The 14,974-nt window shown below is 72.5% G+C and carries 11 protein-coding genes and 1 pseudogene; 9 read left to right on the top strand and 3 right to left on the bottom strand.

The features are described from left to right. Positions 1 to 116 (bottom strand): annotated as a pseudogene (locus ABGB16_RS31425) (IS5/IS1182 family transposase); the annotation flags it as partial. 158 nt (positions 117 to 274) lie between these two features. Here ABGB16_RS31425 and murJ point away from each other — a divergent pair. The 7 genes from murJ to ABGB16_RS31460 all read left to right on the top strand — a co-directional run bounded on the left by murJ (position 275) and on the right by ABGB16_RS31460 (position 8,923). Continuing rightward, positions 275 to 2,020, top strand: a complete 1,746-nt coding sequence (murJ, locus tag ABGB16_RS31430) for a murein biosynthesis integral membrane protein MurJ (protein ID WP_347671703.1) — start codon at positions 275 to 277, stop codon at positions 2,018 to 2,020. Between the two features lie 467 nt (positions 2,021 to 2,487). Beyond that, positions 2,488 to 4,092 (top strand): protein kinase, encoded by a 1,605-nt coding sequence (locus tag ABGB16_RS31435; RefSeq protein WP_347671704.1) that lies wholly within the window; start codon positions 2,488 to 2,490, stop codon positions 4,090 to 4,092. A 37-nt stretch (positions 4,093 to 4,129) separates the two neighbouring features. Then, positions 4,130 to 4,915, top strand: a complete 786-nt coding sequence (gene sigM, locus ABGB16_RS31440) for an RNA polymerase sigma factor SigM (protein WP_347671705.1) — start codon at positions 4,130 to 4,132, stop codon at positions 4,913 to 4,915. Next, positions 4,912 to 5,925 (top strand): hypothetical protein, encoded by a 1,014-nt coding sequence (locus ABGB16_RS31445; protein WP_347671706.1) that lies wholly within the window; start codon positions 4,912 to 4,914, stop codon positions 5,923 to 5,925. The genes sigM and ABGB16_RS31445 overlap by 4 nt, the downstream gene beginning before the upstream one ends. A gap of 244 nt (positions 5,926 to 6,169) precedes the next feature. Further along, positions 6,170 to 7,123 (top strand): thioredoxin-disulfide reductase, encoded by a 954-nt coding sequence (trxB, locus tag ABGB16_RS31450; RefSeq protein WP_347671707.1) that lies wholly within the window; start codon positions 6,170 to 6,172, stop codon positions 7,121 to 7,123. Positions 7,124 to 7,186: 63 nt separating this feature from the next. Beyond that, on the top strand, positions 7,187 to 7,510 hold the full coding sequence (gene trxA, locus ABGB16_RS31455) for a thioredoxin (protein WP_347671708.1): 324 nt from the start codon (positions 7,187 to 7,189) through the stop codon (positions 7,508 to 7,510). Between the two features lie 216 nt (positions 7,511 to 7,726). After that, a complete protein-coding gene (locus ABGB16_RS31460) occupies positions 7,727 to 8,923 on the top strand; it encodes an N-acetylmuramoyl-L-alanine amidase (RefSeq protein WP_347671709.1) in 1,197 nt (398 codons plus the stop codon). A gap of 14 nt (positions 8,924 to 8,937) precedes the next feature. Here the strand turns inward: ABGB16_RS31460 and ABGB16_RS31465 are convergent, their stop codons facing one another. Next, on the bottom strand, positions 8,938 to 9,603 hold the full coding sequence (locus ABGB16_RS31465; protein ID WP_347671710.1) for a GNAT family N-acetyltransferase: 666 nt from the start codon (positions 9,601 to 9,603) through the stop codon (positions 8,938 to 8,940). A gap of 390 nt (positions 9,604 to 9,993) precedes the next feature. Here ABGB16_RS31465 and ABGB16_RS31470 point away from each other — a divergent pair, with 390 nt between their 5' ends. After that, the gene (locus tag ABGB16_RS31470; RefSeq protein ID WP_347671711.1) at positions 9,994 to 11,307 is read left to right on the top strand and encodes a PLP-dependent aminotransferase family protein; all 1,314 of its coding nucleotides are present in this window, start codon (positions 9,994 to 9,996) and stop codon (positions 11,305 to 11,307) included. 7 nt (positions 11,308 to 11,314) lie between these two features. Beyond that, entirely contained in the window at positions 11,315 to 12,310 is a 996-nt protein-coding gene (locus ABGB16_RS31475) for a D-alanine--D-alanine ligase (protein WP_347671712.1), read from the top strand. A gap of 39 nt (positions 12,311 to 12,349) precedes the next feature. Here the strand turns inward: ABGB16_RS31475 and ABGB16_RS31480 are convergent, their stop codons facing one another. Further along, positions 12,350 to 13,132 (bottom strand): hypothetical protein, encoded by a 783-nt coding sequence (locus ABGB16_RS31480; RefSeq protein WP_347671713.1) that lies wholly within the window; start codon positions 13,130 to 13,132, stop codon positions 12,350 to 12,352. Between the last annotated feature and the right edge of the window lie 1,842 nt (positions 13,133 to 14,974).

Below are 14,974 nucleotides of genomic sequence, written 5' to 3' on the forward strand. Positions count from 1 at the left end.
ACCCGCGGCCGGTGACACCCCAGCGGATGCGACGGATCAACCCGCGGCCGCTCGGGCAACAGCGCGGCGAACTGGTCCCACAACGGGGTCATCAGCCATGATGGAACAACGGGCACGGACACTCCTGGCGATCACGAGGCGTAAGCACCTTTATGATCATGGATGTCCGTGCCCGCCTCGTATCCGGGGCAGCGCGTCTGACCTATTTGCGCGGGCTCTAAGGTCTGAGGATGCGGGCCGGTCGCGGCTCCGACGTACCCCCTGGAGGCTGGACATGGGCGGCGGGCTCTACCGCAGCGCGAACGCCGCGCAGGGCGGCGGTCGGCCGCCGGGCGACGACGCCACCTTCATCTCGGCGGAGCCGCTGAACCAACCCGCCGCCGAGGCCACCGCGCCGCCGCAGGAGGTGGTCGCGGAGACCAGCGCCGCCGCCAACAGCGCGGTGATGGCCATCGGCAGCCTGGTCAGCCGGGGTACGGGCTTCCTGCGCACGCTGGCGCTCACCGCCGCGCTGGGCGGGGCACTGGTCGGCGACGCCTACACGACCGCGCAGATCTTCCCGGGCATGGTCTACGAGTTCCTGCTCGGCGGCATCCTGACCAGCGTCCTGGTGCCGGTGCTGGTGCGTCGGCGCAAGACCGACGACGACCGGGGTCAGGCGTACGCCCAGCGGCTGCTGACGCTGGCGTTGCTGGCCCTGGCCGTGGCGGCGCTGCTCGCGGTGCTCGGCGCCCCGATCCTGACCTGGCTGTACGCGAGCGACCAGCAGACGGGCCACTACACCGACCTGGTCAACGCGCTGGCCAAGCTGATGCTGCCGATGATCTTCTTCACCGGCCTGAGCGCGCTGATCAGCGCGGTGCTGAACACCCGGGGCCACTTCGCCGCCCCGATGTGGGCGCCGATCCTCAACAACATCGTGGTGATCGCCACCGCCGGACTCTACATCGCGATCTTCGGCGCGAAGATCATCGAGCCCGAGGAGATGACCACCGGCCGGATCCTGCTCATCGGCGGCGGCACGCTGCTCGGCGTGGCGATCCAGGCCGCCGGCCTCCTGCCCGCGCTGCGCAAGGTCGGCTTCCGCTGGCGGCTCCGCTTCGACTTCGGCCGGCTCGGCCTCGCCGAACTGGGCCGCCTCGGCGCCTGGATGTTCTGCTACGTCGCGGTCAGCCAGGTCGGTCTGATCGTGGTGTTCAACCTGCTCAGCCGGGCCAGCGGCGAGAAGGCCGCCGGCCCGCTGATCTACAACAACGTCTTCCTGCTGCTGATGATGGCGCACGGCATCATCGCGGTGTCGATCATCACCGCGCTGATGCCGCGGATGAGCGCCGCCGCGGCCGACGGCCGGTACGCCGACCTCGCCGCCGACCTGTCCCGGGGCACCCGGACGGTCACCGCGGTCCTCGCCCCGATCGGGGTCTGCTACGCGGTGCTCGCCACGCCGATCGCGTTCGCCCTGTTCCAGCACGGCGCGTTCACCGAGCAGAACGCCCGGGACACCGTCCCGGTGCTGGCCGTCGCCGCGGTGGCACTGGTGCCGTTCGCGATCAGCCAACTGTTCACCTTCGCCTTCTACGCGCTGCCCGACACCAAGACGCCGGCCATGGTCAACATCCCGGTGGTGGCGCTGCGGGTGGCCGTGCAGATCGGCCTGTTCTCCGCGTTCGCGGCGAGCTTCGCGGCGGCCGGGATGATGCTCGGCAACGCCGTCTCCTACGTCGCGGCGGCGGTCGTCTCGGCGTGGTTGCTGCGCGGTCGGGTCGGCCGGATCGGCCTCGGTGAGATCGTCAACACGTTCCTGCGGGTGGCGGTCGCCACCGCCGGCGCCACGGTGGTCGGGCTGCTGGTGGTGAAGCTGCTGCCCGGCGACGACGCCCCGACGCTGGTCCAGTCGGTCGTGCAGATCGTGGTCGGTGGCGCGGTGATCGGGGGGACGTACCTGGGCCTGGCCATGGTGCTGCGGATCCGCGAGATCACCGAGGTGGTCGGGATGGTCCGGCGTCGCCTCGGCCGTTGACCAGCGGCCCGGAAACCGGCGGCGCGGCGGCCGGCGAGCACTCACACGGAGAGTGACGAGCAGTCAGCAGGCTGGGGATGCGCCTGTGGATAACTCCGCGATTCGCCGCTCAGCGGCCGTACGGCCCTGTGGACAACCAGCCGTACGGCCGAGCATGGCGGGCCGTTCGGGGGGAACCCTGTCGGTGTCATCGGGGCCACCGAGGGGGCGCCACACCGACCCGGCCCCTGCGACGACTACTTGCGGTCAACCTCTAGATTGGCTAGTACATGTGCCAGCAACGTGGCTGACAACGGTCGTAACCGGACGAGCGTCGCAAGTCCCGGCACCTCAGCCGGGTCCGGCGGGAAGATGACATGTCGGGGAGGCGGGCAACCCGGGTAAGGTCGCTCTCGACGGATACGGCTGATCCGGCGTTCGCGTCGACACCGTCGGCCGGTTCCCAAAGAGGCAGAGCGGGAAGCCACATGCCCAGCAGCGCGGGTCCATCGATCGACACGATCACCGAGGGAGGACGGGTGACCCAGGTCGGCGAGGGTCAGGAGGCGGAGGAGATCGCTCCGCCCGTCATGACCTTCGGTGCTCCCACGGCCGGTGAGATCCTCGCCGAGCGGTACGAACTGGTCGAGCACATCAACAACGACAGTGCGGGCCGGTTGGTCTGGCGCGGGGTCGACGTCGTGCTGCGCCGTCCCGTCGCGGTCGTTCTGCGTTACCCGGGTGGCGACTCCGCCACCGAGATGCTCCAGGCGGCCGTCGCGGCCAGCCGGGTCATCCACCCCAACCTGGTCGGCGTCTACGACGCGATCGACGAGGGCGAGCGGGCGTACGTCGTCCGCGAGTGGGTCGACGGCCGCTCCCTGCGGGAACTGGTCGTCGACGGCCCGCTCGACCCGGGCCGGACGACCGCGATCGGCAACGCCGTGGCGAGCGCACTGGCCGCCGTGCACGCCACGGGGATGGTGCACGGCAACGTCCACCCCGGCACGGTCATGATCAGCGATGAGGGCCGGGTGGTCCTCGCCGACGCGCGCACCGACGGCGCCGACAGCCAGGAGAACGACGTCCGCGCGATCGGCGGCGTCCTCTACTTCGCCCTGACCGGGCACTGGCCGCACGCCGAGGCCCCGCTGCACGGCGCCAGGGCCGGGCACGGCCGCGCCGCGATCCCGGACGCCGTGCGGGACGGCAGCGGCACCATCGCCGCTCCCCGCCAGGTCCGCGCCGGCGTGCCGGCCTACCTCGACGACCTCGCCATGGACCTGCTCGACGCGGGGATCGCCCCGCCGTCGTCGGACGTGCTCGCGGCCGAGCTGGCCCGGCTCGACATTCCCGTCGAGGACGACCAGTACCTGGAGCCGACCGGCCCGCTGCAGTTCGCCGCCGAGACCGGCGAGGAGCCGTCGCCGCTGGCGTCGGTAGGCGGGCGGAAGGTGGCGATCGGAATCGCCGGCCTGCTGGCGATCGCGCTGGTCGGCCTGCTCATCGGAATCAGCGCCCTGGGCGGGGACGACAAGGGGCCCCAGACCGAGCCCGTCGCCAGGCCGGCGACCAGTGCCCCCGCCACCGAGGCCCCGGCCCCGACCGAGCCGCGCAAGCTGAACGTCAGCGAGGTACGGATCGTCGACCCGGACAGCAGGCAGCGGAACGAGCTGAACGACGCCGAGAAGGTCATCGACGGCGACCAGGACGAGGGCTGGGAGACGGACACCTACACCCGGCCGAACTTCGGCAACCTGAAGGACGGCATGGGGGTCTGGATCGACCTGGGCGAGCCGCACACCGTGAAGTCCGTCCAGGCCGTCCTCTCCGCCACGGGGGCCTCCGCCCAGCTCTTCGCCGGCACCATCGACCCGCCGCCCACCTCGGCGGGCGACAAGCAGCTGTTCGCCAGCTACCAGAACACCCCGATCGGGCAGCCCTTCGAGCAGCACGACGGCACGAGGATGACCTTCGACGGGTTCGACGCGGACACGAAGTACCGGTACCTGCTGCTCTGGATCACCGAGCTACCGCCGAGCGAGGGCGGCTACAAGCTCGGCGTCCAGGAGATCACGGTCCAGGGGTCGTGAACCGGCGGCCGGGGACGGGGCGCCACGCCGATCGGGCGTGGTGATGGACGGCCACGGCGAGCGGACAACCGCCGCCCCGGCGCGCGGTCCGGGCGGCGCGCCGGTCGCCGTACCCACCACCTCGACGCCGGATGTCGCCCCGACCGACGCCGAGCTGCTGCGCGCCCACGCCGCGGGTGACCGGGACGCCTTCACCGAGCTGTTCCACCGGCACCGGGACCGGCTCTGGGCGGTGGCCCTGCGGACGCTCGGCGACCGTGAGGAGGCGGCGGACGCACTCCAGGACGCGCTGCTCTCCGCCCACCGCGCGGCAGCCCGGTTCCGGGGCGACTCGGCCGTCACCACCTGGCTGCACCGGATCGTGGTCAACGCCTGCCTGGACCGGATCCGCCGCCGGCAGGCGCATCCCACCGTTCCGCTGCCGGACGGGACGCACGGCGCCGAGGGCGGCACGTCCGTCGGCGGTGTGGAGCCTGCCGCCCCGGTGCAGGACCACGACACCGCCCTGGTGGTCCGTCAGGCCCTTGCCGAGCTGCCCGTCGAGCAGCGGGCGGCGCTGGTCCTGGTCGACGTGCAGGGATACCCGGTCGCCGAGGTGGCCCGTATCCTCGGCGTGGCCGAGGGGACGGTCAAGAGCCGCTGCGCCCGGGGGCGTGCCCGCCTCGCCGTGGCCCTCGGTCACCTGCGGACGGGCTCCACCTCCGACGCTCCCGAACCGGGCCGGGACGTGCCCGGCATCACGCGGGGGAACCCCCGGCGCAGCGCGGGCGTCCGATCGGGGTCGGGACGTTCCCGGCGCGACGCCAGCCAGGAGGAATCGTGACTGCCGGGGGGTTCAGGGAGGTCGACCTCGACCTGCTCGCCGACTACCTCGGCGGCGCGCTGGAGGGCACACCGGACGAGGCGCTCGTGGCCCGACTGGTCGAGCAGGACCAGGCCTGGGCGCAGGCCCATGCCGCGCTCGCGCCCGCCCTGTCCCTGGTCGCCGACGACCTCGCCGCCTGGGCCCGGCCGGTCCCCGAGATGCCGCTGGCCGTGGCCGACCGGATCGCCGCAGCGCTGGCCGGCGCCGGTCCGGCAGCGGCGGACGACACGGGCATGGTCGACGGTGTCATGGGCGCACCCGTGGCCGAGGGCACGGACGGGACCACCCGCCCGGCCGGGCGGGGCACGCCGGTGGTGGTGCCCGCACAGCCGGGCTCGCGGCGGGCACCGGTCGGGACGCGCCCGACCACCGGGCGCGGCACCGGCACCGGCCCGGGTCGGCGGCAGCGACGCTGGGCGCGGCTCGCCGGTCCGGTGGCCGTGGCCGCGGCATCGGTGGTCGCGGTGGGACTGGGGATGAACCAGCTCGTCCGCAGCGGTGCCCGGGAGGACGCGTCGACCGTCAGCGAGCGCGCCGGAGCGGCGGCGGATACCAACGGCTCGTTCCGCACGATCGCCGCCCCGCAGCACAGCGACACGGACTGGACGCCCGAGGCGCTGGCCGGCGGCCCGTTGACGCGGGCAGCCGGGCCGACGAAGCTGTTCGGCCAGGAGCAGGGCCCGACACCGATGGGGGCCGAGGAGGACAAGCGCCGCCCGGCCGCCGCCGGACTGGACCGGCTCGCCGGGCAGGACGCCCTGACGGCCTGTCTCGCGGCGGTCAGCGTCGAGCACGGCGCGGGCCAGCTCACCGTCGACATGGTCGACTACGCCCGCTTCCAGGGCGCTCCGGCACTGGTCGTGCGCTTCCTCGACCCGTCGATGCAGCGGTGGGCCTGGGTGAGCGGCCCCGAGTGCGGCGTACCCGGGTCCGGTGCCGACACGCGCTACCGCACGCGGGTAGGGTGAGGTCCCGGTTCGCCGGGTGGCCGTCCCCGGGGGCGACCAGCGGGGTGAGCGGCCCGGTGGGGTCGACGCGGAGTGGTGCGAGAACGTCCGCCACGTGACGTGACCCACCGGATGACCGACTCGGGAATCCCCACTTCGTACGATGACGTTCTGCAAGTCATGTAGCCGGCGTTCGTGCGGCGCCGGTTCTCCGACCGGCATCGGTGCGCGTGCCGATGGCGACCACACACATCGGGAGACGGCAGTGGACGAGGTCCGCAACCTGATCATCATCGGCTCCGGGCCGGCCGGTTACACGGCGGCGGTCTATGCCGCGCGCGCCAACCTCAAGCCCCTGGTCATCGAGGGCGTTCAGTCCGGCGGTGCGCTGATGACGACCACCGAGGTGGAAAACTTCCCCGGCTTCGCGGACGGCATCCTCGGTCCCGAGCTGATGGACAACATGCGCAAGCAGGCCGAGCGGTTCGGCGCCGAGTTCCTCACCGACGACGTCACCCGCGTCGAGCTCAGGGACACCGGCGAGGTGGGCTCGGACGCGGTCAGCACCGTCTGGGTGGGCGAGACGGAGTACCGGGCCAAGGCCGTGATCCTGGCCACCGGCTCGGCCTGGCGACCGCTGGGCGTGCCGGGCGAGCAGGAGTACCTCGGCCACGGCGTCTCGTCCTGCGCGACCTGCGACGGCTTCTTCTTCCGCAACCAGCACATCGTGGTGGTCGGCGGCGGCGACTCGGCGATGGAGGAGGCCAGCTTCCTCACTCGGTTCGCCGACTCGGTGACCATCATCCACCGCCGCGACTCCTTCCGGGCCAGCAAGATCATGGCCGAGCGGGCGCTGGGCAACGACAAGATCAAGGTCGAGTGGAACTCGGTGGTCGAGGAGGTCCTCGGCGCCGACGGCAAGGTCTCCGGCGTACGGTTGCGCAACGTGCACACCGGGGAGGCCAAGGTTCTCGACGTCACCGGCGTCTTCGTGGCGATCGGCCACGACCCCCGCAGCGAACTCTTCCGCGGCCAGGTGGAACTGGACGACGAGGGGTACGTGAAGGTGCAGGCACCGAGCACCCGGACCAGCATCCCGGGCGTGTTCGCCGCCGGGGACGTGGTGGACCACACGTACCGTCAGGCGATCACCGCGGCCGGGACGGGCTGCGCCGCCGCCCTGGACGCCGAGCGCTTCATCGCGACGATTGCGGGCTGAGGCCCGGCGCGTGGCGCGCGAACGAGGAAAGAACGACAACCGTAGTCCCGGAGGAGGGTCATAGTGGGAGCGACAAAGGCGGTCACGGACGCCAGTTTCGCCACGGACGTGCTGAGGTCCGACAAGCCGGTGCTCGTCGACTTCTGGGCCGAGTGGTGCGGCCCGTGCCGCAAGGTCTCGCCGCTGCTCGAGGAGATCGCCGGCGAGATGGGCGACCAGGTCACCATCGTCAAGCTCAACATCGACGAGAACCCCGAGACCGCCCGCGCCTACCAGGTGATGTCCGTGCCGACGCTGACCGTGTTCAAGAACGGCGAGCCGGTCCAGTCGATCGCCGGCGCCAAGCCGAAGGGCGAGCTGGTCAGGCTGATCCAGTCCGCGCTCTGACGGACGCGTACCCGAAACCCCGCACCCGAACGGTGCGGGGTTTCGCGTTTGCGGCCTCGACCTCGCCCGACACCGCCACCTGGGCCGGTCGGAGCGCATAACCTCAACCCGGGGCGGCCGGCGGATCGGCCACGGCGCGCCCGGTGGGCGTCCGACCGCAGACCCCTCCCGCGGCGCGGGGTGGGCTGCCGGCATACGTGCGGAAGGGGGTCGAGGGTGCGTCCGATCCGACCCGGTGACCGGGGACCGGCGGTGACCGAAATCCGCAGCGTCCTGACCGGCCTCGACCTGCTCACCTCCGGAACCCAGCCCGGCGGTGACGAGTTCGACGCCGAGATCGAACGCGCCGTCCGGGCGTTCCAGCAGTCCCGGGGGCTCAGCGTCGACGGCCGGGTCGGCGCGGAGACCTGGCGGGCCCTGGACGCCGCCCGCTGGCGGCTGGGCGCGCGCACCCTCTACCACGCCGTACCGGAGCCGCTGACCGGCGAGGACGTCCGCTCGCTCCAGGAACGCCTGCTCGAGATGGGGTACGACGTCGGCCGTGCCGACGCCATCTACGGCATCCGCACCTCCCGCGCGGTGGCACAGTTCCAGCGGGAGATGGGGCTCCTGCCGGACGGTTCCTGCGGCCCGCACACGATGGGGGCGCTACGCCGCCTCGGGCGCAAGGTCGTCGGCGGCCGGCCGCAGTGGCTGCGCGAGTCCGACGCCATCCGGCAGGCCGGGCCCACCCTGGTGGGGCGGACCGTGGTGATCGACCCGGGGCACGGCGGCACCGACCCCGGAGTGGTGGTGCCGGACGGTCCGCTGCGCTGGACGGAGGCGGACCTGGTGCACGACCTGGCCAGCCGGCTGGAGGGGCGGCTGGCCGCGGCGGGCGTACGGGTGCAGCTGACCCGGGGACCGGCATCGGGAAGCTGCCTGCCCGACGTGGAGCGGGCGCAGTTGGCCAACTCCCTGGGCGCGGACGTGTTCATCTCACTGCACGCCGACGGCCACGCCAACCCGGCCGCGGAGGGGGTGGCAACCTACCACTACGGCACCGACAACGGGGTGACGTCGGCGACGGGCGAGCGACTGGCCGGGCTGGTACAACGGGAGATCGTTGCGCGGACGGGCCTGCGGGACTGCCGTACCCACGCCAAATCCTGGGAGCTGCTGCGACTGACCCGGATGCCGGCGGTCCGGGTGGAGGTGGGCTACCTGACGTCACCGGCGGACCGGGGGCGGCTGGTCGACCCGCGGTTCCGGGACCGGGTCGTCGAGGCGATCGTGGCCGCCGTCCAGCGGATGTACTTCCCGATCGAACGGGACGTCCCCACCGGGTCGATCGACGTCAGCGAGCTGCGCGCGGCGATCGCCGCGAACCGGGTGGGTACGGCCGAGCAGGGGCTGATCCGCCGGGCCGGCTGACGCGCCGGGCCGGCTCAGCCGGCGGTGGACCGGGTCGCCGGGGCGGGTCGGACCGGCCTGAGCAGCGTCTCCGGGCTCATCGAGCCGAGCAGCTTCTCCAGCGCGTACTCGACGTCGGACTTCCAGCTCAGCGCCGTGCGCAGCTCCAGCCGGAGGCGCGGGTAGCGGGGGTGCGGGCGGACGGTCTTGAAGCCCACCGAGAGGAAGTAGTCGGCGGGCGCGACACAGGCGCCGGGCCGCTCGACGTCGTCGCCGAACTTCGCGTCGCCGAACGCCTCGATCGCCTTGATCCCCCGCTTGGTGAGATCTCGGGCCACGCCCTGGACCAGCATCCGGCCCAGCCCGCCGCCGGCGAAGGGAGCGACCACGTGCGCCGTCATCAGCAGCGCCGCGTCGGCCGAGACGGGGGAGGTCGGGAACGCCATCGAGCGCGGCACGTAGGCCGGCGGGGCGTACATGACGAAGCCGGCGGGCATCCCGTCGACGTAGGCGAGCTTGCCGCAGGAGCCCCACTCCAGCAGCGTCTGGGAGACCCAGGCCTCCTTCTCCAGGCCGGGGTCACCCGCGGCGCAGGCCCGGTCGGCCGAAACCGGATCAAGCTCCCAGTAGACGCACTGCCGGCAGGGACGGGGCAGGTCTTCCAGGGTGTCGAGGGTCAAGCTGACCAGTCGTCGCGACATTGGCGCATCCCCACAATAGGCTCGAAGCTGAGACCAGCGCGGAACAACGCCGCCGCCTCTCGGTGCCCCCGACGAGCGATCGTACGCCGCCAGCCGACGGTATGGGAGGGGACGCGCGAACGCAGCCCCGGAAGCGCGCCGCAGCCGTCCGTGGCCCCGCCGGTCGGCGCGATCCCGGCGGCCGGGTTCTCCGGTCCGGGATGTGGACGTACGTCACGGGGTGGAGCCGCCGGTCAGGAGCAGGGACTACGATCGGGAACCAGCGTCCCGAGTCGGACCGTCGACCTGCGCATTACGAGTGCGTCGCCCAGCCGGCGCGTCGTCATGGTCTGCGGCCTCCTGGGTACCCCTGGTGGCGGGAGCCGCCCGACACGCGATCGAGGTGATGTCATGACGGGCACGACACTCGACGACTACACCGACCGGTACGCCCGCCGCGTCCGGGGCATGACCGCCTCGGAGATCCGCGCGCTGTTCGCGGTGGCCAGCCGGCCCGAGGTGGTCTCCCTCGCCGGCGGCGCGCCGTACATCGCCGCGCTGCCGCTCGACGCGGTCGGCGAGATGCTCGGCCGGCTCGGCTCCGAGCACGGCGTCACCACCCTGCAGTACGGGATCGGCCAGGGCACCCTGGAGCTGCGCGAGCGGATCTGCGAGGTGATGGCGCTCTCCGGCATCGACGCGTCCTGCGGCGCCTCTCCGGAGGACGTGGTGGTGACCGTCGGCGGGCAGCAGGCTCTGGACCTGGTGGCCCGGCTCTTCCTCGACCCGGGTGACGTGGTGCTCGCCGAGGGGCCGACCTACGTCGGCGCCCTCGGGGTGTTCCAGGCCGCCCAGGCGCAGGTGGTGCATGTGCCGATGGACGACGAGGGGCTGATCCCCGACGCCCTGGAGGCAGCCGTCACCGAGCTGGCGCGGGCCGGCCGGCGGGTGAAGTTCCTGTACACCATCCCGACGTACCAGAACCCCGCGGGCGTGACGCTCAGCGAGGAACGGCGTGAACGGGTCCTCGACATCTGCGAGCGCGCCGGTCTGCTGGTGGTCGAGGACGACCCGTACGGCCAGTTGGGCTTCGAGGGGGACGCGCCGCGGCCGCTGCGGGCCCGGCGCCGCGACGGCGTCTTCTACCTCAGCACCTTCTCCAAGACCTTCGCCCCCGGCCTGCGTGTGGGCTGGATCCTCGCCCCGCACGCCGTCCGCGACAAGCTGGTCATCGCGAGCGAGTCGCAGATCCTCTGCCCCAGCGGCTACGCCCAGGCGGCGGTCTCGACCTACCTCGGCACCATGCCGTGGCGGGAGCAGCTCAAGGTGTACCGGGAGGTCTACCGCGAGCGCCGCGACGCCCTGCTCACCGCGCTGGAGGATCTGATGCCGGAGGGCACCACCTGGACCAGGCCCGGTGGCGGCCTCTTCGTCTGGGCGACCCTGCCCGACGGGCTGGACTCGAAGGCGATGATGCCGCGGGCCATCGCGGCCCGCGTGGCGTACGTGCCGGGGACGGGCTTCTACGCGGACGGCACCGGCGGCGGCCACATGCGGCTCAACTTCTCCTTCCCGTCCCCGGAGCGGATCCGCGAGGGCGTGCGCCGCCTGGCCGGCGTGATGGAGCAGGACATCGCCACGCGGCGGGTCTTCGGTGCGGTGGGGCTGCCCAACGTACGGCGCGGGCGGGCCGGCTCGGACGCCCCGGGACCCGACTTGGCATGATTCCGGCATGGCCGTGACCCCTGCCGAGCGAACCGTGACCGATCCCGCCCTGACCGACGAGCTGCACGTACTGGTGCTCGCCGGCGGTCTGTCGTACGAGCGAGACGTCTCGCTGCGGTCCGGCCGTCGGGTGCTCGACGCGCTCCGGGCGGTGGGAATGGACGCGGTGCTACGGGACGCCGATGTCGCCCTGCTGCCGGCGCTGGCCGCGGACCCTCCGGACGCGGTGGTCATCGCCCTGCACGGGGCGACCGGCGAGGACGGCTCGCTGCGCGGCGTGCTCGACCTCTGCGACGTCCCGTACGTCGGCTGCGACGCCCGGGCCTCCCGCCTCGCCTGGGACAAGCCCTCCGCGAAGGCGGTGCTCCGCGAGGCCGGCATCCCCACGCCGGACTGGGTCGCCCTGCCGCACGACCGTTTCTCGGAACTGGGCGCGGTGGCCGTGCTGGACCGGATCGTCGACCGGCTGGGGCTGCCGCTGATGGTGAAGCCGGCGCAGGGCGGCTCCGGGCTGGGCGCCGCGGTGGTCCGGGACGCGGCCGCGCTTCCCGCCGCGATGGTCGGCTGCTTCGGGTACGACTCGACGGCGCTGGTCGAGCGGTACGTTCCCGGCATGGACGTCGCGGTCTCGGTGGTCGACCTCGGGGCCGGGCCGCAGGCCCTGCCCGCCGTGGAGATCGTTCCCCGCAACGGCGTGTACGACTACGCGGCCCGGTACACGGCCGGCCGGACCACCTGGCACGCCCCGGCCCGGCTCGACCCGGAGGTGGCGAGCAAGGTGGCCGACGTGGCCGTTGCCGCGCACACCGCGCTCGGGCTGCGGGACCTCTCCCGGGTGGACCTGATCGTCGACGCGGACGGCCAGCCGCACGTGCTGGAGGTCAACGTGTCACCGGGGATGACCGAGACCTCCCTGCTGCCGCTCGCGGTCCAGGCCGCCGGCCTGGACTTCGGCCGGGTACTCGGGTCGCTGGTGACCCGGGCCGCCGCCCGCCGAGTCTGACTTCCGGCGGGCGGACACGCACGGCCGGTCAACGCCGGCTCACCGGTCGACGGGCGCCTCCTCGTCGGCCGGTTCCGCGATCTCCCCGGCCGCCTCGATGACCCCGACGGTGTTCTCGGCGCCAGCGCTGTTCTCGGCGCCAGCGCTGTTCTCGGCGCCTGCACTGTTCTCGGCGCCAGCACTGTTCTCGACGCCAGCACCGTTCTCGGCGCCGGGCGGCGAAGCGGACAGGCTGGAGGGTGCCTGCCACTGGATCCGGGGCGGCTCGGCCAGCGGTCGGCCGCCGAACTCGGCCAGCCAGGCGGCCACCAAGGCCAGGTTCTCCCGCCACTGCGCCTCGGAGATCGGCGGGAGGATCGAGTCCCACAGCGACAGGAACGTCCCCCGCAGTTGAAGCCGCCCATACGGGCGGGCGAGGAACCACAGGTGCAGGTGCGCCGACCCGTCGCCCCAGCGGTTCACATGGACCCGGGCGACGCCGTCCAGGGAGCGGATGGCCCGCTCCAGGCGGACCGTCATCACCCCGAGTTCCGCGGCCAGGAGGTTGGGCAGATCACCGAGGTCGAGGTGGGAACGGGACTCCAGGATCAGCACCATCGGCAGCCCGGTCGGCCGGTCCATGGCGCGGACCCGCCACCGCTCGCCCACCCAGATATACGCCTCGTCGGGCGCGGTGCACGCGGTGCACTCCCGGTCCTCCTCGCCCTTGCGGGGAGGTTCCACCGGGACCGGATCGTCGAGTTGCTTGACGCGGAGATCGCCCTCGAAGGGGAAGGAGGGCCAGGAGGTGAAGTCGGGGACTGAGGGAGGGGTGTCCTGCACGACGCTGACCCTAACCGAGCGGACCACCGCTGTCCCTACCTGATTCGTCCACCGCCGCCTACTCCACCACGCCAGTTTCACCCCGCAATCGGGGTGCTGATCCGGGCGCCGACCGCCGTCGTCCACACGTTATCCACAGGCGCCTGAGGGAAGCTGTAGGCCGCTCCATCCACAGGCTGACGCGGGTTTTCACACGGGGTTTCACGTGAAACGGTGCGGGCCTGTGGACAACGGCTGTGGATAACGACGAGCGGTGGGGCGAACGCTGTGCACAGGCTGGGGCGCCCCCACGCCCCGCTCCCTCGTACCGGCACTCCCGACAGGTGATCCAGTCGCGGTGAGGGCGGTTCGAGCTTCGTCGGTGACCGCTGGAATGCCGTGGGCGTTGCGACCCTCCGCGTACTCGCCACGCGGCCAAGAGCGCCGTTTCACGTGAAACCGGCAGAGGCCATTGAACGGGGGTCCGGCTTCGTACGGGTACCCCGGAGGCCGTCGGGCCACCCCGGCCGGGATGCGGGCCAAGCCAGTCTCGCCTTGCTTGGCGGCTATGCCCGCCTCAGTCGGGCGGCTCCCCTTTGGGGCGGGCCTGCCCAGCCCCGACGCTCAGCGCCGACGGCAGGTCTGTGTGTCGACGGTGAGGCCGGCGCGTAGCCGGCTCGGCTCGGGTCGCCCGGGCGGCTTTCTGGGCGGTTGAGCGCGTCTGCCGTGGGCAGGGGCGGGTCAGGCTCAATACCGATAGTGCGTCACCCTCTCTGCGCCAGGTACGGGCGGGTGCCCGACGCACCAGCGGGGTGGTCGCGCCGAGCCCGGTGACGACGACGTCGGACGGGCGACCAGCCCCCCGGCCGCCGCCTCTCTGGGGCAAGGTGGCGTCCTGCTGTGAGGAGGCCGACCAGCGCCGTGAGAGGTTGCTCAACATCTGCTCGGCATCAGGAGCCCGGCAGTAGTCCTGACAGTCCTCGGTCAAGGCAAGCACCCGTCACACCGGCACGTCTTCACCCCGTACGGTCTCGCAGAGCCCCGTACGGCCAGGCCCCTGTCTGACCCGCGCGGCATCCGCACAAGCCAGCGGGGCCCGCACGGCTCCGTAGGGCCCAACAGGGCCTCCCACGGCTCCGTAGAGCCCCGTACGACTCGGGGCCACTTCCGGGGACGATGGCGGAGGCAACGAGCCTCTACGCCGGCCTCCGCGCTGCTGCCGCCGGACCAGGCACCGGGGGGCACCCGCAGGATCGCGGGTCGGGAAATGGCCCGCTTCGGCCTCCCCGGACCGATCCGATCACGCCGCCCCCGCCGCAGACCTCACCCGCGCCAGCGATGGCCCCTCCCGCGCCGACGCCACCCGCACTGGTCCCTTCTTCCGGCAAGGCCGGCAAGCACCCGGGCACCCGCCGGGCCGGTCGCTCGCTGACAACAGCGCCGACGGGGAAGCCGCCGGGCTGATGCGCGCGTCGGCGCCGAGCGCCGGTCCGCCACCCGCTGCGTCCCGGCGCCGTACGCGGCTTCCGTTTCACGTGAAACCGGCCTTCGGTCGACTCCTGCGGATCGCGCACACGTATACCGCTTCCCGCAAAGCCGCGAGGGCCCCTTCCGATCAAGCCGCAATCTCGCACCGAGCGGTCCGATGGGGGCCATCGTTCATCCTCCCGAGCCGTGCAGGGGTTCGCCGTAGTGGTCGTAGCCACGAAGGAACCCGACTATCGGCATGGGGACTCCTGTCAAGGGTCAGGACGAAGTCCTGTCCGATGGCCTTGAGCTCTCCTTGTGGGCGGACAGCAGAAATCCATGCTGGTGGTCAGGTGATCTCCGTGTGGGTGGTCAGGTCAAGGCGTGCACCCCCTT

Origin of the sequence: Micromonospora sp. B11E3 (assembly GCF_039871625.1) — a bacterium.
Taxonomy (GTDB): Bacteria; Actinomycetota; Actinomycetes; order Mycobacteriales; family Micromonosporaceae; genus Micromonospora.